Here is a 20,835-nt window from a genome sequence, read left to right on the forward strand (position 1 = left end):
GCTGCTTCACAAACCCAACTCTTGCCAGATCTGATCCACGCGCGCCTTTACCTCATCCGTCATGCTGATGGTGCGTCCCCATTCGCGGTTGGTTTCACCTGGCCATTTATTGGTGGCGTCGATCCCCATCTTGCTGCCCAGGCCGCTGACAGGCGAAGCGAAATCGAGATAATCGATGGGAGTGTTATCAACCAGGGTAGTGTCGCGGATCGGATCGACCCTGGTGGTGATGGCCCAGATGACTTCGTTCCAGTCACGGATGTCGACGTCCTCGTCGACCACCACGATGAACTTGGTATACATGAACTGGCGCAGGAAACTCCAGACGCCAAACATCACGCGCTTGGCATGACCGGCATACGCCTTCTTCATTTGCACCACCGCCATGCGGTAACTGCAGCCTTCGGGCGGCAAATAGAAATCGGTAATTTCAGGGAACTGCTTTTGCAGCAAGGGAATGAACACCTCGTTCAACGCCACGCCGAGCACCGCCGGCTCATCCGGCGGCTTACCTGTATACGTAGAGTGATAGATCGGCGACTTGCGCATCGTGATGCGATCGATGGTGAACACCGGGAACCAGTCCTGCTCATTGTAATAACCGGTGTGGTCGCCATACGGTCCTTCCAGCGCCATTTCATAACCGGATGGATGCGACGGGTCGGGATTGATGTGCCCTTCCAGCACGATTTCGGCCGAAGCCGGCACCCGCAACTCGCTGCCGATGGCTTTGACCAGCTCGGTGCGGCTGCCGCGCAGCAGGCCGGCAAACTGATATTCAGACAAACTGTCCGGCACCGGCGTCACAGCGCCTAATATAGTAGCGGGATCGGCGCCCAGCGCTACCGCCACCGGATACGGCTTGTTACCGGTGGCGATCGCATGTTCGCGGAAATCCAGCGCGCCGCCGCGATGCGCCAGCCAACGCATGATCACCTTGTTACGGCCCAGCACCTGCTGTCGATAGATGCCGAGATTCTGGCGCTTCTTGTGCGGCCCTTTGGTAATCACCAGGCCCCAGGTAATCAGCGGCGCCACATCGCCCGGCCAGCAATGCTGGATCGGCAGCCTGGCCAGGTCGACCTCGTTACCTTCCCACACGATATCCTGGCATGGCGCCGAGCGGTGCTCCTTGGGCGCCATGTCCCACAACGATTTAACCAGGGTGCCAAGGCCGAGGATGTCCTTAAAACCTTTGGGCGGCTCCGGTTCTTTCAGCATTGCCAGCACGTGGCCGATGCGCCGCAATTCGCTGACGTCGTCGGCTCCCATGCCAAGCGCAACGCGCCGCGGCGTGCCGAATAAATTAGCTAGCACAGGTATCGAATGCCCGACCACATTTTCAAAAAGAAGCGCCGGTCCGGCTGCCCGCAAAGTACGATCGCAGATTTCCGTCATCTCCAAATAGGTCGAAATCGGCGTCGAAACGCGTTTTAGCTCACCAATCTGTTCTAATTTGACAATAAAATCACGTAAATCTGAATATTTCATGGGTTTTACAATGTTTATGAATGTTAATTTGATAATTAAGCCTTTTCGGCCAAGTGCTTGATTTTATTGGCTTGCGGCGGTAAACCGGTATAATCGTTATACATAAAAGTTATTGATATTGCTTTTTATAGTATTGACTTGATATAAACCGCCCCCTACAATGCGACCAGCTTGTAGAAGCCGCGTCGCCCAAAAAGCGATTTTTTGTCGGCTCTCAATTCTCACGGGATCGGGGTCCCAAATGACATTTTAAGGAGTGTTTTCAAAAGGCGTCAGCCTTCTCCCCCGAACAAGCTGTTTGCCTGTAGCCGGCGCGCTCTACTGCGGCCGATAGATCCAAAGCTACTTAAGCGCAAACAGCAACGACGTATTGGCACACCGCAGACCAAATGCGATGCCTTGCGATATTGATTACGGTGCACGCAGCATTCAGTACATTTGCTCCAGCTTTACCAAGGGGCCTGCTTGCGCCGCGACGATTCAGGAGGTTCAATTGTTAGCAAGATCTACCAGAGCACTACCGAGTTGGGCTACGCTCGGCTATGCAAAGAAATTCAGCAGTCAGTTCGTCAGCCGCGTGTTTTTTGCGCGCGACACCGTCGGCGGTTTCATCGCCACCACCCGCATCACCGTTTTATTCAGCGGCTTGCTGGCCATCATCGGTTTCACCACAATGATGGTAAAACCGGACCTGGCATCGAAGCTCCAGAATCTGCCAGTGTTTGCCAGCAGCACCGCGCAAAACGTTGCGCCGCAAGTGCAAGCTGCACCGGCGCCAGAACTTTCGGGCCAGGCCAATGCCGCGCCTGCAACAACTGCAGCGCCTAAAGTGGCTGCCCTGACCGTACCTGCACCGGCAGCCGATAACAATCACGTGCTGCGCATGGATGGGATGTTGAACAAAGCCATCAAACCGGTTGACAGCTCGCGTCAGCAGCAATGGGTCACCAACTGGTTGTCCAAGCGCTATCGCGTAGCGGGCGACGCCACCAACATGTTTGTGACGACAGCTTACAAGACAGCACGGGAAACCAAGCTTGACCCGCTGTTGATCCTGGCTGTGATGGCGATTGAATCCGGCCTGAATCCGTTTGCCGAAAGTCCGGTGGGAGCACAAGGCCTGATGCAAGTCATGTCGAAGGTGCACGAAGACAAGTTTGAAAATCTGGGCGGCATCAAGGCGGCCTTGAATCCGACTGCCAACATCAAGGTCGGCTCCATGATCCTGAGAGATTATGTTGCCCAGGGCGGTTCAGTTGAAGCCGGCTTGAAACGATATGTCGGCGCCGCAGCTTTTGCCACCGACGGTGGTTATGGCTACAAGGTGCTGGCTGAATATCGCCGCCTGCAAGACGTCGCCATCGGCAAGAACGTACCGTCGACCGGCTCGTCTGCACCAATCGCGACACCGAAACCACGTCAGATACAGGCAGTTTCGCCAATCAATGCTGGCCAGGTACCGGCCGAAGCCGCTGTCAACACGCCGGACGCTAACGAACATCGCATCCAGCAATCAGACAATCAGCTCAATGCGTTGCCTTTGACCTGACCGTTGAATCTGCCAGATAAAAAAAAAGAGCCTGTGGCTCTTTTTTTTATCCCTGCAAACTGGCCGGGGCGGGTTCCCCCGGCCCCGGGTTTCGATTACTCGCCCAGATAAGCAGCCTTGACCTTAGGATCGTCCAGCATGTCGCTGGCTTTTCCGCTCATCGTCACCAGCCCCGAATCCATCACATAGGCGCGATGCGCCGCTTCCAGAGCCAGCTTGGCGTTCTGCTCGACCAGCAGGATCGTGATGCCTTGCGCGGAAACGTTACGGATCACCTCGAAGATCTTTTCCACCATGATCGGCGACAAACCCATCGACGGCTCATCCAGCAGCAACAACTTTGGATGGCTCATCAATGCGCGCGCCATCGCCAGCATCTGCTGCTCGCCGCCCGACAAGGTGCCGGCCATTTGTGCGGCGCGCTCTTTCAAGCGCGGAAATACGCCAAACCACTTGTCGATGTCAGCCGCAATACCGGCCTTGTCGTCACGCGTATAAGCGCCCATCAGCAAATTTTCCTGGATGCTCATGCGGGTGAACACACCGCGCCCTTCCGGCACCATGGCCAGCTTTTGCTTGACCAGGCTAAACGAAGTAGTGCCCTTGGTGTGCTGCCCCAGGTAATGCATCTCGCCTTCCACCTTACACAGCGGTAAAGTGCCGGTAATCGCTTTCAGCGTAGTGGTCTTGCCGGCGCCGTTAGCGCCGATCAGCGTTACCAGCTCACCTTCGTTGACTTCCAGGTTAATGCCTTTGACGGCCTGGATGCCGCCGTAAGCGACTTTCAGGTTGCTAACCTGCAGAATATTGTTTGCCATTAGTGACCACCTCCCAGATAGGCTTCAATCACTGCCGTGTTTTTCTGGATTTCAGCCGGCAATCCCTCTGCAATCGGCTTGCCGTAATCAAGTACCGTCAGACGGTCGCACAAGCCCATCATCAGCTTGACATCATGTTCGATCAGCAAAATGGTCTTTCCTTCATTCTTGATTTTCACCAGCAGCTCGCGCAGCGCCAGTTTTTCGGTGGCGTTCATGCCGGCTGCCGGCTCGTCCAACGCCAGCAATTGCGGATCGGTAGCCAGCGCGCGGGCGATTTCCAGGCGGCGTTGATCGCCGTAGGACAAATGCCGGGCAGTACGCTCGCCAAAACGGCCGATGCCGACGAAATCCAGCAGTTCCTGCGAACGCTTGCGGATAGCTACCTCCTCCAGGCGAGCAGCCTTGTGGCGGAACACAGCGCCGAACAGGCCCTGCTTGGTACGCACGTGGCAACCCACCATGACGTTTTCCAGCACAGTCATCTCGCCAAACAGGCGAATGTTCTGAAATGTACGTGCAATCCCGGCCTTGGCCACCTCATGCGGCGCCGAAGGCGAGTATGGCTTGCCGGCCAGCTCAAAGGAGCCGGTATCGGCCTGGTACAAACCGGTAATCACATTAAAGAAAGTCGTCTTGCCGGCGCCGTTCGGTCCGATCAGGCCATAGATCTGGCCCTGCAGGATCTTGATATTCACTTCCGCCAGTGCCTGCAAACCGCCAAATCGTTTATTGACGCCGGAGATATTTAAAATAGTTTGTGCGCTCATGTGATCTCCTTAAGCCTCTACCACGCCGGTGGCCAGCGTAGGTTTATCGATATCGGCATCCGGCCGGTCCTCGTGCTTAGGCGCAGGCCACAAGCCGGCTGGACGGGTCAGCATGATCACTACCATCGCCAGGCCGTACAACAACTGGCGCAGCACTTCGGCATCGATCAGGACTTTGCCGAAAATGGCCATCTGCATCGGCTCCACGGTATGCCGCAGCACCTCGGGTAACGCCGCCAGTAATATGCCGCCCAGCACCACGCCCGGGATATGCCCCATGCCACCCAGCACCACCATCGCCAGCACCGCGATCGACTCGGTCAACGAGAACGATTCGGGAGAGACGAAACCCTGGAACGAGGCAAACATGGCACCGGCGACGCCGCCAAACGAGGCACCCATCGTAAATGCCAGCAGTTTCATGTTACGGGTATTGATGCCCATTGCCTTGGCGGCAATTTCATCTTCACGTATCGCCACCCAGGCACGGCCCAGGCGCGAGTTCTGCAAGCGGATCGAAATAGTGATGATCGCAATGCACAGGATGAGGAACAGGAAGTAGTAGGCATTCACCGATGGCAAGCTGAAACTGCCCAGCTGGACCGTCGCATTGGACCCCCGCTCCCCTGCCAGCGAGACGCCGAAGATGCGGATAGGATCGATCAGGTTGATACCTTGCGGACCGTTGGTAATGTTGACCGGCGCATTCAGGTTATTCATGAAAATCCGGATGATTTCACCGAAACCGAGTGTCACGATAGCCAGGTAGTCGCCGCGCAGCTTGAGTGTCGGAGCGCCGAGAATGGCGCCGAACATCCCTGCCAGCGCCGCTCCCAGCGGCACGATCACCCACAACGACAGGTGGATGCCGTTCTGGGTGATTTCCGGGCCGCAGATCATCACCAGGAAATTGCCGATGGCCGGATAGGTATTGACGAACGATTCCAGCACCGAAGCAAACTGCGGAGATGCCAGCAAGCCGGTCATGTAAGCGCCGATCGCATAGAACGCGATGTAGCCCAGATCGAGCAGGCCGGCGAAACCGACCACGATGTTCAGACCCAGCGCCAGCATGATGTAGAGCAGCGCAAAGTCCATGATGCGGACCCAGGAATTACCGAAATTGGCGGCAATAAACGGGAAAATCACGAACAGGATAGCGAGGGCGACCAGGCTGGTGTAAGCCTTGGTCGGGTTCTTTTTAGTATCGAAAAAATTAGCCATGTATCCTCCCCGGATTAAGCGCGATCGGCGACACGTTCGCCCATGATGCCGGATGGCCGCAGCGTCAGTACGATAATCAGCACGATGAAGGCAAAGATATCCTGGTAGTTACTACCGAAGAAATTGCCAGTCAAATCGCCGATATAGCCAGCGCCCAGGCTCTCGATCAGGCCCAGCAGGATACCGCCCAGCATGGCGCCGTAGATATTGCCGATACCGCCCAGCACCGCGGCGGAGAATGCTTTCAAGCCCGGCACGAAACCCATCGCGAACTGCGCGGAAGAATAGTTCGCGCCCCACATCACACCGGCAACCGCAGCCAGCGCAGCACCGATGGCGAAGGTCATGACGATGACGCGGTTGGAATCGACCCCCATCAAACCGGCAACCCGCGGATTCTCGGCGGTAGCGCGCATGGCGCGGCCCATCTTGGTTTTTTCAACCAGCATCACCAGGCCGAACATCGACGCGGCGGCCAGGATCAGCAGCATGATCTGCGTCGGCGAGATCAATGCGCCGAAGATATGCACCGGATCAGACGGCATGACTTGCGGCACCGGCAGCGGACTGCGGCCCCAGATCATCATGGCAAACGTCTGTAACAGGATGGAAACGCCGATCGCCGTGATCAGCGGCGCCAGTCGCGGCGCATTGCGCAGCGGCCGGTAGGCAACCCGCTCGATGATCAGGCTGACGATAACGCAGACCGGGATGGCGCCGATGATGGCAATCGCCAGCTGGACAATCCCGGGCAGATCCGGCGCCACGTGTTGCAACAGCTTGAGGATCGACAGGCCAACCATGGCGCCGATCATCAAGATGTCGCCGTGGGCGAAGTTAATCAGGTTCAACACGCCGTATACCATCGTATAACCGAGGGCAATCAACGCATACATGCTTCCCAGCACCAAGCCGTTGATAACTTGTTGGATAAAGATATCCATAATTTCCTTGTTCTATGTGTGTTTTGGTTCAAATCGGTCAGAACACTATTGCGACCATAGGTAGCACAGCAAAAATCATTCCCGATACAAAAACGGCACCCTGGATAAATCCTAGTGCCGTTGGGAGACGCCCTTCTGCTCCTCTGGACGAAAGCTGGAAAGGTAATTTGGCCATGCGTGAACAGCCGGAATAAGTAAAGTGAACAGGGTACACATACTCGTTTGTCTCCTATACGTCTTCTGTAAAAACGTTTTTTATCTTAAGTGTATTGCATCGAGGGCAATGCACCATGACTGTGCAGATCATCACTAACGTTGAGCGATGAACAACTCTGACAGTACTGCAATATTACCCTTCTACCTGCAGTTCGCACAGGGTTTTACAATCAAACCGCAGCGCCGCAATAATAGCTAGGAAAACAGAAAACTATCGATGGAAAAATAGAGCTTCTTCGAAATATAATTTCGCGCCAGAATGAAGCAGGAAAGCCGCCATAGGCAACGCTGTCGAAGAAGTTTTGACAGATAACAATCAGAAGTGCGGCAAAGGTGAAGTTGGTGCAAAACAGCGTTGCCAATCCGCATCGATAGATGCCCATTGACAGGCTGTTTTGTTATTTCACATATTCCATTTATTTCATTGCTGCCATTATCCGGATCAGACCCGCGCCAGCCCCTTCGGCATAGGGAAAGTGACATTCTCTTCGGCGCCGTCCAGCGTCCGCACGTTCTTGGCGCCATAGGCCTTCAAACGGTCTATCACGGCTTGCACCAGTATCTCCGGCGCCGACGCGCCGGCGGTGACGCCGATGCGGTTTTTACCCTGAAACCAGGCCTGGTCAATCTGCTCGGCGTTATCCACCATGTAGGCGACAGTGCCTTTTTTCTCGGCCACTTCGCGCAAACGGTTGGAATTCGAACTGTTCGGGCTGCCGACCACGATCACCACGTCAACCTGTGGCGCCATGAACTTGACGGCCTGTTGGCGGTTGGTGGTGGCGTAACAGATGTCGCCCTTTTTCGGTTCGGTAATCGTCGGAAATTTTTGCTTCAGGGCAGCGATCACGTCGGCCGTATCGTCGACCGACAAGGTGGTCTGCGACACGTAGGCCAGCATCTCGGGATTCGCCACGTGCAGCTTGTCGACATCGGCCACGGTCTCGACCAGATGCATGCCGCCCTCGGTCTGGCCCATGGTGCCTTCGACTTCAGGGTGTCCCTCGTGCCCGATCATGACAATTTCACGCCCCTCGCGACGCATTTTTGCGACCTCCATGTGCACCTTGGTCACCAGCGGACAAGTGGCGTCGAATACTTTCAAGCCACGCACTTCGGCTTCTTCCTGCACCGCCTTGGAGACGCCATGCGCGGAAAAAATCACGGTATTGCCGGCCGGGACATCCGCCAGCTCTTCAATGAAAATGGCGCCTTTATTGCGCAGGTCCGCCACCACGTAAGCGTTGTGGACAATCTCGTGACGTACATAAATCGGTGCGCCGAATTGCTCCAGCGCGCGCTCGACAATTTCAATCGCGCGGTCGACTCCGGCGCAGAAACCGCGCGGTTGCGCCAATAAAATCTCTTTATCCATATTCATTTCCTCTAACCGCACACTACGCGCTGACTACACGCGAATTACACGTTGTTTACAAGACACCGATGATTTTCACTTCAAACTTGAGCGACTGCCCGGCCAGAGGATGATTGAAATCGAATAAGGCGCCCTGCTCGTCTATTTCACGCAGCACGCCGGCAAACCTGCCGCCGCCCGGCGCTGCAAAGTCCACCAGGTCACCTATACGATACTCCTCTCCCAGCTGCGAGTTCTGGCGCAATGTAGCGCGCGAGACACGCTGGATCAGCTCGGGATTGCGCGGGCCGAAAGCTTGTTCCGGCGCCAGGTCAAAGGTTTGGTGGGTACCTTCCGGCAAACCCAGCAAACAGGTTTCCAGAAACGGCGCCAGCTGGCCCATGCCGAACTGCAGCGTGGCTGGCGACTCTTTGAACGTGCTGACAATATCTGTGCCATCTTGCGAGGCGAGGCGGTAGTGCAAGGTCAGATAAGAGGCTTCGGTAACGACGGGGAGAGACGAATTAGGCATGATTAAGCAAAAGTACCATTAACAAAAAAATAACTACTTGGCGGAAGATGATATTGTAAGCCACCTTGAGCCATAAGACTTCGCCGGCTGCACACCTGGATTCACCCAGGCTCACCCAGATACACCTAATCCTGACTAAATCATGGCAATTACCTGTTGCGTGTTGCGACCGGCAGCACACGACCCAAAGCCGCCTGTCACGGTTCGCGGGTTCAACGGCAGAAATGCAGCGGTTGCGGTCGCTGGCTTTCCATGACGCGGTACCCGATGCTGAAGGTATTGGCCTTCCTCAGACGCAATTCTGAGCGGCGGCTCCACTTCACATAGCGGTCGCTTGCCGATTCAAACGACAAATACTTTGGAGTTACTTTTTTTGAATGGCCAGTTCTATACTTTGGAACGTTTCCCAAGAGGAGATGGCCAACGTTTGACATGAGCGGACGTATTCAAGTGCCTTCGAGGCACCCACAAGGTAAGCTATCAAGTTCCGACTTACTACATTGCGACGTTGCACATGATAGTCAATGACCGTTGAGACTCCGGGCGTCCCAACGAATGCAGCTATCGCAGTGAGAATGCTACCGAACAAAGGGAGACCGTTCAATGAAGGCGTGCGAAACTGGCATCGTCTGCTATGACGTTCAAACAGCGGTCGACGCGAAGCATTAGAATAAATTCAAGAAAACCTAGACCGGCTTTTCTCCGTTCTAGGTTACAGGCCCATTCGTTATGAAGCCCCCTGATGCATACTCTTGATGACCATCAGGCAGCGGCTTCTTGACCGGGGAAACATCTTAGAAATCGTACTTGATACCAACAGTAATCGCACGCGGATTATGGGCCAGCGTGCCGGGACTGCCGGCATTCCTGGCGCCGCCAATGTCGTATGCAGAGTTGCTACCGTTGCGCAATTGTGCAACTTGCGACCACAGGTCAACTCGCTTCGACAGTGCATAGCGATAACCCAAGACGAACAAATTAGCCTGTGTACCGTCGCCGACATAGATCCCGGAAAAGACCGGAGTCTGATTTCCCTGGCCTTTACCTGCATGGTACCAACCCAGTTCAACTCTACCGGGACCGAAATAAACGCGCCCGACCAGGCCAAAGCCGTTTTGTTTCAGATTGCTCCGACCTGGATTGTCGTACTGCAATGTTTGGTAGTAAGCGCCGATGTAGGCCTGCGGGTTAATGTTGTAACCGGCGGCCAGCATCACGATGTGATCGTTGAGACCTTGGCCGCGAAGATTGTGATGAAGGTTATAAGCCAGTGCAATATTCACGTCGTTTTGCTGATATTGCAGCTTGGTCGACCATGCAAACGGATTGCAGCCGGCGACTTCGCCCAGAGACAAATGCGTTGCGACATTCACGCCATTGATTGAGGGTGAGTCATAGCGAATCGAATTACCGTAGCGGTTATCGAATGCAAAACTATTTGTATTGCCGGCATTGCCCGCAACTTGCTTGCAGCCGTCGCTCCCAGGGTTGCTACTGGTACTGCCGGTAAACGTATTGCCGTAGCCGTTTGCCCAAAAGCCATTCAAATTATCATTGGTCACATTGGTCTGATAACCGGGACCTGCTATCGCATGCAGATCGTCCAGCGCGTTTAACATATAACCGAACCGCACTTTACCAAAATCACCTTGCAGCCCGACGGTGGTCTCGCGGCTCCCCAATGCCCCGGCGCCGGTGTCCGGGCTAAAACCGGTTTCGATAACGAAGATGGCGCGCAGGCCGTTACCCAGATATTCCTGCCCTCTAAACCCCAAACGACTCGCCAAGTTGTTTTGCTGGGTAACCGTCCCACGACCGTCCCCATAACCCGCGTAGTTAACCATCCCGACATTGAGGCGGCCATACACTGCGACATTGCTTTCTTCCTGCGCATATCCCGCACCGCTCACCGCGGCGAGCGCGATCACTAATAAAAGCGTCTTTTTCTTGATCATTTCATCTCCCTGCCTATAGTCAGATATAGTTCAACATCCCTCAGAAAATTCCGAGGATTTCTTCGGCGGACATCTTAAAGACGCCCCCCACCCATGAACCGCTCTCCGGCGGCTAAACCACGTGTTTATCCGCTCGCGTGAGTCATCTCCGCGAGTGATTGCACACCTGCAACACGTTTTATTTACGTCGCAATATGGACGAGAAAAAACTTAGTATCTGTTACGGACTTGTTACCTCAGGTCGGCAATTCAACCGTCCTGGTACAGGCCAATCCGGCGCTGTCGAACAAGTGCAACTGATCTGGCAACAGACGCAGAGACAGGCTTGTTCCCTGCACCGGTCGCACACTGCCTTCAACGCGAACAGTAAACATCGATGGGCCGCCAGGCAGATTCACATACAACAGTGACGCATCCCCCAGTCGCTCCACATGCTCAAGGGCTACCTGTATGGATGCGGGTGCGCCCTCCTCACCAAGCACAATGTGCTCCGGACGAATCCCCAACTTCACTGACGCGCCGGCCGCCAGATGGCGTGCGTCGACGGCAGCATTCAAGCGATGGCCGGCGACCTCCACTACCGCGTGACTGTGCTCGGCGCTGATCAATTTTGCCGACAAGATATTCATTTTTGGAGAGCCGATGAACTCGGCAACGAACAGACTGGCCGGACGGTGGTAAAGCATCATCGGCGAACCGGTCTGTGCTACGCTGCCTCGCTCCTGGATTAAGTCGCCGGTATGAAGCAGAACGATCTTGTCGGCCAACGTCATCGCCTCTACCTGATCGTGCGTAACGTAGATCATGCTCGCGGAACCAAGCTCGCGATGAAGTTTGGCAATTTCCAAGCGGGTCTGAACGCGCAAAGCGGCATCGAGATTGGAGAGCGGCTCATCGAACAAGAACACCTTGGGCTCCTTCACGATGGCACGACCGATCGCCACACGCTGCCGCTGTCCGCCTGACAGTTCCTTGGGCAGCCTGTTCATCAGCGGACCCAGCTGCAGGATGTCGGCGGCGGCCTTGACCTTGCGGTCGATCGCGGTCCGGTCAGCGCCGAGAATTCTCAATCCGAAAGCCATATTTTCCGCTACCGTCATGTGCGGATAAAGCGCATAAGACTGGAACACCATCGCCACACCGCGCTTGGAGGGCGGTAGCTTATTGACGGTCGTGCCGCCGATGATTAACTCGCCCTCGCTGATTTCCTCAAGTCCGGCAACCATGCGCAACAGCGTAGATTTTCCGCACCCCGACGGGCCCACGAAAACACAAAACTCGCCATGCTCGACGGTCAGTTCCGCCTTATTGATCGTCAACGGAAGTGCCGGTCCGTAGCGTTTTGACACTTCCTTGAATTCAATACGTGACATCATGTACTCCTTGAATATTTGGCGATTTGAGCGCTCATGTGATTGGATTGGCGCTCTTCAGCCTTTGACCGCTCCGGCGGTCAGACCGGAAACGATTTTTCTTTGAAAAAACATCACCATCAGGATCAGCGGCAACGTGACCACCACTGAAGCTGCCATGATCGCCCCCCACGGTATTTCAAATGGGCTGGAACCTGAGATCAGGGAGATACCGACAGGAACAGTCCGCTCTGAATCCTTGACCACAAATGTCAATGCGAACAGGAACTCGTTCCATGCATGCATAAAAGCGAGTAGCGTGGTCGACACCAGGGCGGGCCACAGCAGCGGCATAAAGACATTCCAGATAATGCGCAATGGCCCACATCCATCCATAATCGCGGCTTCCTCGAGTTCGTGCGGCAAATCGCGCATGAACGTGGTGAGTACCCAAACCGTGAACGGCAAGGTGAATATCATGTATGGCACCGCTAATCCAATCGCCTTGTTATAGAGACCCATGGCGCGAATGAGTTCGAACATGCCCGACAACACAGCCACTTGCGGAAACATCGATACGCTCAAGATGGCTATCAACAGCAAGCCCTTGCCCTTGAACCGTATCCGGCCAAGTGCGTAGGAGGCAGTCACCGCAAGAACGAGCGAAATCACCACCACGGTTGTGGCCACCATCAATGAATTTAGCATCTGCCGACCGAATGGCTGCGCACTTTGGAATAGGCCGATATAGTTGTGCAGCGTTGCTTGCCGCGGCCAGAGATGCGGGTCAAACAGCGCCGATCCTGTCTTAAGCGAGGTCGATATCGCGTAAAGGAACGGGTACACTGCAACAATGGTGACCAATGCCGCCAGCAGATACAGCATGACGCTGCCTAAAGTAGATCGCTTGTTCATGCTGCAGCCCCCGAAACGCGAACCCGTGCGAGCCGCATGTAAATGATGGTAGCGGCGCCGATGATGAGAAAAAGTGCCGTCGACGCTGCAGAGCCGAGTCCGATATTGCCGTTATCGATCATTTCGCGGCGTACAAAGCCGGACATGCTAATCGTGCTGCCGCTATTTGAAGTCAGAATGTAGATGAGATCGAATACCCGCAGCGCGTCCAAGAGGCGGAAAATAACCGCGACCATCAACGCCGGTTTGATCAATGGCAAAGTAATTTTCCAGAAAACCCGTAACGGGTGGACGCCATCCACCCGAGCCGCCTCGTAACAGTCCTTCGGCAAGGTCTGCAGCGCCGCCAGGATAAGCAAGGCCATGAACGGCGTGGTCTTCCAGGCGTCAACCAGTACCACGGTCCACAAGGCGTACTGCGCTTCGGCCGTCCAGGCAATCTTGTGCGCTATCAATCCGGTTGACATCAACATATCGTTGATGACGCCAAACTGATCGTTCAGCATCCATCCCCACATCTTCGCCGAAACAACCGTGGGAATTGCCCAAGGCACGAGTACGGCTGTGCGTACGAACATACGGCCTTTGAAATTAGCGTCCAGTAATAAGGCAACGCCCAACCCTGCCATCGTTTCAAGCCCCACGGAGGCGATAGCAAACTGAAGTGTGTTTACAATCGCCATACCCCAATCGCTCTTCCAGAAACCGTCCGTGTAGTTGGGGTTCGCAAACAAACCGAATTCACCGAAGTAGTTCTCGAAGCCGACAAAGCGGGCATGAGAAAGATCGTTGATATTAGCGTCTGTGAAACTGAACCATATCGATCGGCCGAGCGGCCACACTGCGACCGCCACCAACACGATCAGCATGGGCGCAAGAAAGATCCAGGCTGTACGAGTCCTGTTATTCATAAAAAAATCCTTTGGGGAAAATGGTTAAGTCCGATTCGCCTTGAACTCACCACTTATTGCGCTTAATCTGATTGAGCTTGGCCTCGGCCTTTTTCAGGCTCTCTTCGGCACTGACCTTTTTAGACAACACGTCATGGGCGGCGATCCAAACCGTATTGCTGACTTCCGGGTACTTCATTGCCGTCACTGTCGACGGCCGCGCTCCGCCGTCCATCAGCGCTGCGTAGATATTAGCCATGAAAGGATTTGATGCCAGCACGTCCTTGTCCTTAAAGAGTTCTGGTCGAGTCGGGATGTACGAGCCCCTCACTGCGCGATCTTTCTCGACTTCTGCGCTAGTCATGTACATGACCAGATCGGCCGACGCAGCGATGTTCCTGGAGTATTTCGACACAGCCAACTCCCGCCCACCCAATGTCGAGGCGGTTTTGCTTGCATCGCTGCCTTTTGGCAGCAGCGCCAATCCGACTTTGCCCTTGACAGGGCTGTCAGCCGCCTCCACAAGCTTCAGCGCATAACCCCAATTGCGCATAAAGAGCGCCTTACCGTTTTGAAACACGCCGCGTGCGTCTTCTTCACCGTAGTTCAGCACACCTGTCGGAGCAATGGTGCCGATCCAGGAAGCGGCGGTGTTCAGTGCTTTAATCCCCCCGGGATTATTGATGGTGATCTTGCCGGTGTTATCGACAAAGGTACCGCCGCCAAAGCTCAGGAACCACTCGAGCGTGTTGCACGTCAATCCTTCATACGCCTTGGCTTGAAACACGAATCCCTGAAAATCGGCATTGCCCGCCCCTCGCTCGGCAGCTTGAATCTTTTTTGCAGTTGCGGCGAAGTCATCCCAGGTCTTGGGAACATTCAGCTTGTATTTTTCGAGCAAATCCTTGCGGTAGTAAAGCAAGGCTGCATCGGCGTACCATGGCATGCCGAGCAGCCGCCCATCCACGGTGTTATTGGTAATAATCGAAGGGAAATGCTGAAGCTCCGCGCCTTTCGCATAAGGCTTCAAGTCAACAAGGTGGTCCTTTAAGGTTCCTGGAGACGTGACATCGATCATCATGACGTCGATATCGGCACTTTGCGCTGCAAACATCTGACGGTACAGCGCCAATGTGTCAGTGGTGGTGATAGGCGCGGAGAAAACATTGATAGTGTTGCCCGTCTTCTTCGCCCAGGCATCAGCGTGTCGTTTGCAAAATTCGAAGTTTGGTCCGCTAGTCGGTCCACAGGCAATGGTAATAGTGGCAGCGCTTGCGCCCGTCACACAGATGGCGGCAAGAAATAAAGCGGCAGCGAAGCCGGATATATGGCGGAACATTAGGTGTCTCCTCGTTTAGAAGGTCATTTTGTATGCAATCTCGAAGAACGGCCCAATCAGCTTGCAATAGCATGCACATTGCCGACGTTCGAGCTTGCTTACGACTCACATGCTTAGGCGCGGCCGCTGTCGCAGCCATTACCTTCATGTTTTATTTAAAATTTAAAGCGCTTGCGTAAGTATAGGTAGGCTATTTTGCACTGTCAAGCGGCGGCGTAAAACTAATTTTATTAAGCCAGTCATGACATGCTGAGAGTTTTAGAAGGCTGAAAGACAACAAAAACATCTGGCTTTGCCTATCGATTCGACCACGATCCTTAACATATTTTGAAGCGCTTGCGTCTACGCCGACTTTCCTCTAACCTGACATCCAAGGCTGACAAGGATCAGCAAGACCACCTAACCAACCACAATGACGAAAAATCGCATGGATCTGAAGATGTTCGCAGAACGTCTTGGCATTTCCCAATCTACTGTGAGCCGCGCACTTGCCGGACACGAGCAAATTAGCGCAAAAACGCGGCAACGGGTTGCGGAAGCAGCCGCGGAATTGGGTTATCGCCCTAACCAGGCGGCCAGACGGCTCGCCACCGGCCGCGCCAATGCCATCGGCCTCGTATTTCCTCTTGCGCGACTCTTGATGGCTCAAACCAACTTCGTTGACGTTCTCGCAGGCATAACCGGAGCACTGAAGCAACGCGACTTCGACCTGGTATTGGCGCCATTTGACGAGGATGACGAAGAATCAATCCTGCGCCGACTTGCCGCCACGCGCTCGGTCGACGGCATCATCGTCACCCGAGCGCGCGTGCACGACTATCGCGTTCCGCTCCTCCACTCATTGGGCCTTCCCTTCATTTTGCACGGACGAACGGAAACCGACACCCCCTACTCGTTCGTCGACATTGACAACGAGGCTATATTCATGAAACCGGCAAATCTGCTGCTGAACCTAGGACACAAACGCATAGCGACATTAAATGGATTGCCTGAGTTCATGTACTCAGCCACAAGACGCCGAGGATTTCATCGCGCCTGCGAAGCCCGGGGGATATTGCCCGACCCCGCGCTGCAGCATGAAACATCAATGACTGAAGAGTCCGGATATGCACTTACGATGCAAATGCTTGCCTCACCCTCCCCCCCGACCGCTATCATCTGCGGCGCGCTCTTTCTGGCGCAGGGCGTCTATCGCGCCCTTAAAGAACATGCGCTTCAGCCTGGCCGCGATATTTCCGTGATCGCCCACGACGACCAGCTTCGCGGCATTCACGCAAACTCGTTCGAACCGTCACTGACAACGACGGCGGCGTCAGTACGGCTGTCTGGGGAGCACTTGGGAGAATTTATCGTGGACCAAATCTTGCACCCCGAAAAAAATATTCAGCCAAAACAGGACATCGCGCCTGTCGACCTCGTTGTAAGAGATTCCATCGGGCCGCCGCCCGGGCGGTAATCCCCTCCTGAAGCCGAAGTCCCGTCCTTCGGCTCACATTGCCAGCAGACGTCAATGCTTACAAGTCATGTCACTGGCACATCTCAAAATGGCGTTAAAACACCGACAAAATACAAGCGCTTTAATTACTCCTCCGTACAACCATGTATTTCCGATATCAATCTTCATTGCAAATAGATAAAAACTGAATAAATACGAGAATTTGATGTCTTGACATCGCAATCCCATCTTAGTATTCTTATGCAAGCGCTTTAAATTAAAATAAAAAAATACTGCGCAATGATGTATTTATCCAAGCTGCCGAAGACTTAAAATCAACCGCGTCGGCGGCATTAGAGAAAATTAACCATGATAAATCCAAGATTTACCGACTCCAGAGTCCCCAATGCCGGCATTCGGACGCTTTTCGACATTGAGAATCGCTGGCAAGCGTGGCTCGATGTAGAGGCAGCTCTGGCACAGTCTCAAGCCGGGTTCGGCATCATCCCGGCCGCGGCGTCCGATGCTATCAGCACCGCAGCACAACTCAATCAACTGGATTTGGCGCGTATTCGCGTCGGGATCGCAGAGATGAGCCATCCCCTGATGCCATTGATCGTCGAACTGAGCCGAGTCGTCGGAGAAGCATACGGCGGCTATGTACACTGGGGCGCGACAACGCAAAACATTACCCAGACCGGCGATATTCTGGTGTTGCAGCGGGTGCACAGCGCTTTGCTTAAGCAGATGTCGCGATTGCTCGTGGTCCTGGCAGATCTCGCTGAGCGCGGGGCGGACATGGTCATTGCAGGAAGAACCCATGGCCAGCACGCCGTCCCTGCGACGTTCGGATTCAAGGTGGCCGTATGGATTGACGAGCTGGCCCGCCACGCCACCCGCATGACCCAATTGGAGCCTCGGCTATTCGTCGCGATTATCGGCGGCGCAGCGGGCACCTTCGCGGCACTTGGCGATCGCGCGCCCCAACTCCAGGCCGACATTGCGCAGCGGCTCGGCCTTGCTCCAATGGCGATACCTGCGCGCAGTATCGGCGACCACTTCGCAGAATATGTGTGCACGCTAGGCCTTGCAGCAGCGACATGCGGAAAAATCGGCCGCGAGATCTACACGCTGATGAAAACCGAATTTGGCGAAGTTGAAGAACCGGTACCTGCAGGGACCGTTGGCAGCTCCACGATGCCGCAAAAACGCAACCCGCAGCTGTGCCAGGACATTATCAACATATCGACCGAGATCCGCTCACTCGTCCCTCTCGCGCTGGAAGCGGCGCAATGCGAACACGAAGCCGATGGCACCGGCGCATTGATGCACGACGCAGTGACCAGAGCTTCCATTCTGACGGGCGACATGCTGGAGCGAATAATCCTCGTGACATCCGGCCTCCGGCTCTATCCGGAGAGAATGAAAGCGAATCTCTCACTTTCCGGCGGCCTCATCGCGGCTGAGGCGGTCATGCTGGAGCTTGGCGCAGCAATAGGCAGGCAGCACGCGCATGACGTCGTCTACGTTGCGGCACAAGCCGTGGCTACTCAAGGCGGCTCTTTTGCGGATCGGCTTATCGCAGATGATCGTGTCAATGCGCACCTTAGCGCAGATGTCATCCATGCGCTGCTGGAGCCTAGTCGTCACACTGGCTTATCGTCTGACTTGGCGCGGCGCGGGGCAATCGCGGCACGACATGCGGCGGCGGACCTCGAAGCGCGCAGGAAAGTTGCATGATTTGAGAAAAACACGTGCGTTTAAAAACTTGTCTGTGCTCACCCGAAAGCCACCTGCATGTCTTCCACTACAACCGTTCATTTCCACGACTTGAACCCCGCGGCATATCCCGATGGCCCCCGCCTCCTGGGTGATGTCGGCGGCACAAATGCTCGCTTTGCCCTGGAGTACGCTCCGGGACGAATCGACGCCATTCGGGTACTGCAATGCGCCGACCACGCCGAATTTTCTGATGCGGTCGAAGCATATTTGTCGCAATGCCAGAATCCCTCAGTGCGACATGCGGCAATCGCCATCGCCAATCCAGTGCGAGGCGATGAAGTGAAAATGACCAACCATAGGTGGAGCTTCTCTATCGACGCCACGCGCCGGCGTTTAAGTCTGGAAACACTGCTGGTAGTCAACGACTTCGCTGCGCTGGCAATGTCTCTGCCGCATCTGGAGCCTACCCATTGCGTGCAGATCGGTGACGGCAAGGCAGTAACGGGCAGCGCAATAGGATTAGTCGGCGCTGGCACCGGACTTGGCGTCGGCGGCCTGATTCCCACAGACGGGCGCTGGCTGGCGCTGAATAGCGAAGGAGGCCATGTTTCGTTTTCACCCGCCGATGAACGCGAAGTGGCCGTCCTGCAGTATTGCTGGCGCAGTTATTCCCACGTTTCGGCTGAACGACTAATCTCCGGCCCAGGCATCGAATTGATTTACCAGGCATTAGCATCACACCGCGGCCATTACAGCAATGCATCGCTGGCAACACCCGAAATCGTCAATCGTGCATTGGCCGGTACAGATACTCTTTGCCAGGAGGTAATTGAGTGTTTTTGTGGGATGCTTGGAACGATCGCCGCAAATCTCGCTGTCACTTTGGGTGCGCTGGGCGGCATCTATATCGGCGGCGGCGTGGTGCCTCGTCTGGGCGAATATTTCACTCAATCACCGTTTCGTTCCCGCTTCGAGAGCAAAGGCCGGTTCAGCGAATATCTCGCGCAGATTCCGACCTACGTCATCACCGCGCAATATCCGGCATTTGTCGGCGTGGCCGCAATTTTGTCCGAACATTGATCCCGCCTGTCATCTTTGCCCTATTCTCTATCAATTCAAATAATTCTAAGAGATTTAAAGCTCTTCCAGACTGGGCATGTGCAAATTCTTATTCTGTCGCCTTGAACTGATCTGTGAGAAAACTGCACCTATCATGATAGCTGCGCCGTGTTGGCTAGCATCAAACTTTGCAGGACTGACCCCAGCGTCTAGATAGCGGGATAGTTGGCAAGATCGCTTATCTTTTGCGTTGTTTTCATTAGCAGAATTCAAAGTCGTTAGCTGCCCGCCAGCTTTGGCAAACCAGCCGCTGGTTGAGAAATTTCCGGCAACGGCCGGTCTACCTACCTAAGCCGCCGTTCGTTCCAATGTCGCCAAAGAACGCATTTTGCATAGAGCTGTTTGGCATTCCATCGAATGCCCAGTGGCCGCACCCAGTCTGAAACGGCCAGTGAAGCCTGATTCATTGAAGTCTGCAATGCAGCGGTTGCGGACATTGATTTTCCATAACGCTGTTACTAGTGTCGACGGTATTGGCCGTCCTCAGGTGCAATTCTGAGCGGCTGCTCCACTTCGCATAGCCGTCGTTCCGCGATTCAAACGACAAATACTTTGGCGTTACTTTCTTGAATGGTCGGTTTCTAAATTTGAGAGACCGGACCCGACCCCGAGCAGCCTGTCACGGCTCGCGGGTCCAACGGCAGAAATGCCGCGGTTGCGGTCATTGGCATTCTATGTCACGGTTATTGATGTCGACGATTTTGGACTTTCTCAGATGTAGTTCTCTGAAAGAATAGAAGCGGATCACATCGTTTCTTCCATTAGGTAAAGTCGGGCGCCGACCTGCAGGCGAAAGCGCCCCTCAGCCGAATCAAGATCAAGTCCGACCAACTCCGATATGCGCCCAAGTCGGTAACGTATCTTTACGAAAGCTGGCGATCGTCTTGAAGTCAGGTTTCAGGTGACCCGTTAGCCACATCAGTTCCACATTGCGTTGCGCTTCCCGCTCAAGACGCCGGCTCGATTGAATGCGATTGAGGTAACCGTAAATATAGATTTTAAGAAGTACAGAGGGGTGATACGCAGGCCGTCCGGTTTCTGCTGGATTGACGCCATCAAATCCCATCTGATCCAGATCCAGTTCATCAACGAAGACGTCGACTACCCGCACTGGGTTGCTTTCTGTAACGTAGTCGTCCAGCTGCTCTGGAAGCAATATGCCTTGCGTCCGGTCCCTGCCTTCGATGAAACGTCCCATATTGATCACCCG

At 54.7% G+C, this 20,835-nt stretch carries 17 protein-coding genes and 1 pseudogene; 4 read left to right on the top strand and 14 right to left on the bottom strand.

What is annotated here, in order from left to right; genetic code table 11:
• Nucleotides 1-6: 6 nt before the first annotated feature.
• Nucleotides 7-1,491 carry a 4-hydroxy-3-polyprenylbenzoate decarboxylase gene (ubiD, locus tag BM029_RS15575; protein ID WP_092437531.1) on the bottom strand — a complete coding sequence of 495 codons (1,485 nt, stop codon included), beginning with the start codon at nt 1,489-1,491 and terminating at the stop codon, nt 7-9.
• 493 nt (nt 1,492-1,984) lie between these two features.
• On the opposite strand from ubiD, the gene BM029_RS15580 reads away from it, so the two are divergent.
• Nucleotides 1,985-3,040: a lytic transglycosylase domain-containing protein gene (locus tag BM029_RS15580; RefSeq protein ID WP_244545079.1), complete on the top strand. Its 1,056-nt coding sequence runs from the start codon at nt 1,985-1,987 to the stop codon at nt 3,038-3,040.
• Between the two features lie 95 nt (nt 3,041-3,135).
• Here the strand turns inward: BM029_RS15580 and BM029_RS15585 are convergent, their stop codons facing one another.
• The 11 genes from BM029_RS15585 to BM029_RS15635 form a co-directional block, all read right to left on the bottom strand.
• Entirely contained in the window at nt 3,136-3,858 is a 723-nt protein-coding gene (locus BM029_RS15585; RefSeq protein ID WP_092437533.1) for an ABC transporter ATP-binding protein, read from the bottom strand.
• Nucleotides 3,858-4,628, bottom strand: a complete 771-nt coding sequence (locus BM029_RS15590; RefSeq protein ID WP_092437535.1) for an ABC transporter ATP-binding protein — start codon at nt 4,626-4,628, stop codon at nt 3,858-3,860. The genes BM029_RS15585 and BM029_RS15590 overlap by 1 nt, the downstream gene beginning before the upstream one ends.
• A 9-nt stretch (nt 4,629-4,637) precedes the next feature.
• On the bottom strand, nt 4,638-5,852 hold the full coding sequence (locus BM029_RS15595) for an ABC transporter permease subunit (protein ID WP_092437538.1): 1,215 nt from the start codon (nt 5,850-5,852) through the stop codon (nt 4,638-4,640).
• A 14-nt stretch (nt 5,853-5,866) separates the two neighbouring features.
• Nucleotides 5,867-6,796, bottom strand: coding sequence for a branched-chain amino acid ABC transporter permease (locus tag BM029_RS15600; RefSeq protein ID WP_092437541.1), 930 nt, complete (start codon nt 6,794-6,796; stop codon nt 5,867-5,869).
• A gap of 658 nt (nt 6,797-7,454) precedes the next feature.
• Complete coding sequence (gene ispH, locus BM029_RS15605) at nt 7,455-8,387, bottom strand: 4-hydroxy-3-methylbut-2-enyl diphosphate reductase (RefSeq protein WP_092437542.1); 933 nt, start codon at nt 8,385-8,387, stop codon at nt 7,455-7,457.
• 55 nt (nt 8,388-8,442) lie between these two features.
• Entirely contained in the window at nt 8,443-8,898 is a 456-nt protein-coding gene (locus tag BM029_RS15610; protein ID WP_092437544.1) for an FKBP-type peptidyl-prolyl cis-trans isomerase, read from the bottom strand.
• A 794-nt stretch (nt 8,899-9,692) separates the two neighbouring features.
• A complete protein-coding gene (locus BM029_RS15615; protein WP_092437546.1) occupies nt 9,693-10,853 on the bottom strand; it encodes a porin in 1,161 nt (386 codons plus the stop codon).
• 236 nt (nt 10,854-11,089) lie between these two features.
• Nucleotides 11,090-12,226, bottom strand: a complete 1,137-nt coding sequence (locus BM029_RS15620) for an ABC transporter ATP-binding protein (RefSeq protein ID WP_092437548.1) — start codon at nt 12,224-12,226, stop codon at nt 11,090-11,092.
• Nucleotides 12,227-12,283: 57 nt separating this feature from the next.
• Nucleotides 12,284-13,090: a carbohydrate ABC transporter permease gene (locus BM029_RS15625; RefSeq protein WP_244545080.1), complete on the bottom strand. Its 807-nt coding sequence runs from the start codon at nt 13,088-13,090 to the stop codon at nt 12,284-12,286.
• A 26-nt stretch (nt 13,091-13,116) separates the two neighbouring features.
• Complete coding sequence (locus tag BM029_RS15630; RefSeq protein WP_092437552.1) at nt 13,117-14,031, bottom strand: carbohydrate ABC transporter permease; 915 nt, start codon at nt 14,029-14,031, stop codon at nt 13,117-13,119.
• 46 nt (nt 14,032-14,077) lie between these two features.
• Nucleotides 14,078-15,349, bottom strand: a complete 1,272-nt coding sequence (locus BM029_RS15635; protein ID WP_092437554.1) for an ABC transporter substrate-binding protein — start codon at nt 15,347-15,349, stop codon at nt 14,078-14,080.
• A gap of 427 nt (nt 15,350-15,776) precedes the next feature.
• Here BM029_RS15635 and BM029_RS15640 point away from each other — a divergent pair, with 427 nt between their 5' ends.
• The 3 genes from BM029_RS15640 to BM029_RS15650 all read left to right on the top strand — a co-directional run bounded on the left by BM029_RS15640 (nt 15,777) and on the right by BM029_RS15650 (nt 19,586).
• Nucleotides 15,777-16,805 (top strand): substrate-binding domain-containing protein, encoded by a 1,029-nt coding sequence (locus BM029_RS15640; protein ID WP_170851097.1) that lies wholly within the window; start codon nt 15,777-15,779, stop codon nt 16,803-16,805.
• A gap of 348 nt (nt 16,806-17,153) precedes the next feature.
• Complete coding sequence (locus BM029_RS15645) at nt 17,154-18,524, top strand: class-II fumarase/aspartase family protein (protein ID WP_211482488.1); 1,371 nt, start codon at nt 17,154-17,156, stop codon at nt 18,522-18,524.
• A 57-nt stretch (nt 18,525-18,581) separates the two neighbouring features.
• Nucleotides 18,582-19,586, top strand: coding sequence for a glucokinase (locus tag BM029_RS15650; RefSeq protein ID WP_092437558.1), 1,005 nt, complete (start codon nt 18,582-18,584; stop codon nt 19,584-19,586).
• Nucleotides 19,587-20,369: 783 nt separating this feature from the next.
• Here BM029_RS15650 and BM029_RS26625 read toward each other — a convergent pair.
• Nucleotides 20,370-20,456 carry a hypothetical protein gene (locus tag BM029_RS26625; RefSeq protein WP_371329127.1) on the bottom strand — a complete coding sequence of 29 codons (87 nt, stop codon included), beginning with the start codon at nt 20,454-20,456 and terminating at the stop codon, nt 20,370-20,372.
• A 28-nt stretch (nt 20,457-20,484) separates the two neighbouring features.
• Nucleotides 20,485-20,823, bottom strand: a pseudogene (locus BM029_RS15660) (transposase); the annotation flags it as partial.
• Between the last annotated feature and the right edge of the window lie 12 nt (nt 20,824-20,835).

Source organism: Collimonas sp. OK607 (genome assembly GCF_900111995.1).
Taxonomy (GTDB): domain Bacteria; phylum Pseudomonadota; class Gammaproteobacteria; order Burkholderiales; family Burkholderiaceae_D; genus Collimonas.

Bases quoted from the DNA above. Each gene is read 5' to 3' on its own strand.
- BM029_RS15615 (WP_092437546.1), bottom strand. From the start codon at position 10,853: ATGATCAAGAAAAAGACGCTTTTATTAGTGATCGCGCTCGCCGCGGTG.
- BM029_RS15590 (WP_092437535.1), bottom strand. From the start codon at position 4,628: ATGAGCGCACAAACTATTTTAAATATCTCCGGCGTCAATAAACGATTT.
- BM029_RS15625 (WP_244545080.1), bottom strand. From the start codon at position 13,090: ATGCTGTATCTGCTGGCGGCATTGGTCACCATTGTTGCAGTGTACCCG.
- BM029_RS15595 (WP_092437538.1), bottom strand. From the start codon at position 5,852: ATGGCTAATTTTTTCGATACTAAAAAGAACCCGACCAAGGCTTACACC.
- BM029_RS15640 (WP_170851097.1), top strand. From the start codon at position 15,777: ATGGATCTGAAGATGTTCGCAGAACGTCTTGGCATTTCCCAATCTACT.
- ispH (WP_092437542.1), bottom strand. From the start codon at position 8,387: ATGGATAAAGAGATTTTATTGGCGCAACCGCGCGGTTTCTGCGCCGGA.
- BM029_RS15600 (WP_092437541.1), bottom strand. From the start codon at position 6,796: ATGGATATCTTTATCCAACAAGTTATCAACGGCTTGGTGCTGGGAAGC.
- ubiD (WP_092437531.1), bottom strand. From the start codon at position 1,491: ATGAAATATTCAGATTTACGTGATTTTATTGTCAAATTAGAACAGATT.
- BM029_RS15610 (WP_092437544.1), bottom strand. From the start codon at position 8,898: ATGCCTAATTCGTCTCTCCCCGTCGTTACCGAAGCCTCTTATCTGACC.
- BM029_RS15630 (WP_092437552.1), bottom strand. From the start codon at position 14,031: ATGAATAACAGGACTCGTACAGCCTGGATCTTTCTTGCGCCCATGCTG.
- BM029_RS15620 (WP_092437548.1), bottom strand. From the start codon at position 12,226: ATGTCACGTATTGAATTCAAGGAAGTGTCAAAACGCTACGGACCGGCA.
- BM029_RS15635 (WP_092437554.1), bottom strand. From the start codon at position 15,349: ATGTTCCGCCATATATCCGGCTTCGCTGCCGCTTTATTTCTTGCCGCC.
- BM029_RS15645 (WP_211482488.1), top strand. From the start codon at position 17,154: ATGATAAATCCAAGATTTACCGACTCCAGAGTCCCCAATGCCGGCATT.
- BM029_RS15585 (WP_092437533.1), bottom strand. From the start codon at position 3,858: ATGGCAAACAATATTCTGCAGGTTAGCAACCTGAAAGTCGCTTACGGC.
- BM029_RS15650 (WP_092437558.1), top strand. From the start codon at position 18,582: ATGTCTTCCACTACAACCGTTCATTTCCACGACTTGAACCCCGCGGCA.